At 45.4% G+C, this 432-nt stretch carries 1 protein-coding gene; it reads left to right on the top strand.

Annotation, left to right across the window (positions count from 1 at the left end; genetic code table 11):
- On the top strand, positions 1–432 hold a 432-nt coding region (locus AC1M9K_RS14555), incomplete at both ends, for a thiolase family protein (protein WP_481589646.1).

Raw genomic sequence — 432 nt, 5'->3', positions numbered from 1 at the left:
ACGTGGTTTCTTTGATCAAGAAATCGTGCCTGTGACTATTCCACAGCGTAAAGGTGATGCGGTTGTGGTGGCAAAAGATGAACATCCTCGTGCATCAACCACTTTAGAAGCGTTAACCAAGTTAAAACCTGTTGTAAAAGCAGACGGTACAGTAACCGCAGGTAATGCATCAGGCATTAACGATGGTGCTGCTGCGATTCTGATTGCGTCTGATACAGCTGTAGAAAAATATGGTTTAAAACCTCGTGCCAAAGTGATTGGTGCAACCACCGTTGGGGTTGAACCTCGCATTATGGGCTTTGGTCCTGCACCTGCGATTAAAAAACTATTAGCACAAACAGGTTTAACACTAGAGCAAATGGATGTGATTGAGCTGAACGAAGCGTTTGCAGCACAAGCATTGGCGTGTACACGTGACCTAGGTTTAGCCGA

This window comes from Acinetobacter sp. 24-47-67 (genome assembly GCF_056779735.1).
The sequence above is the reverse complement of the archived record's forward strand: the minus strand, read 5'-3'. Positions and strand labels throughout refer to the sequence as shown.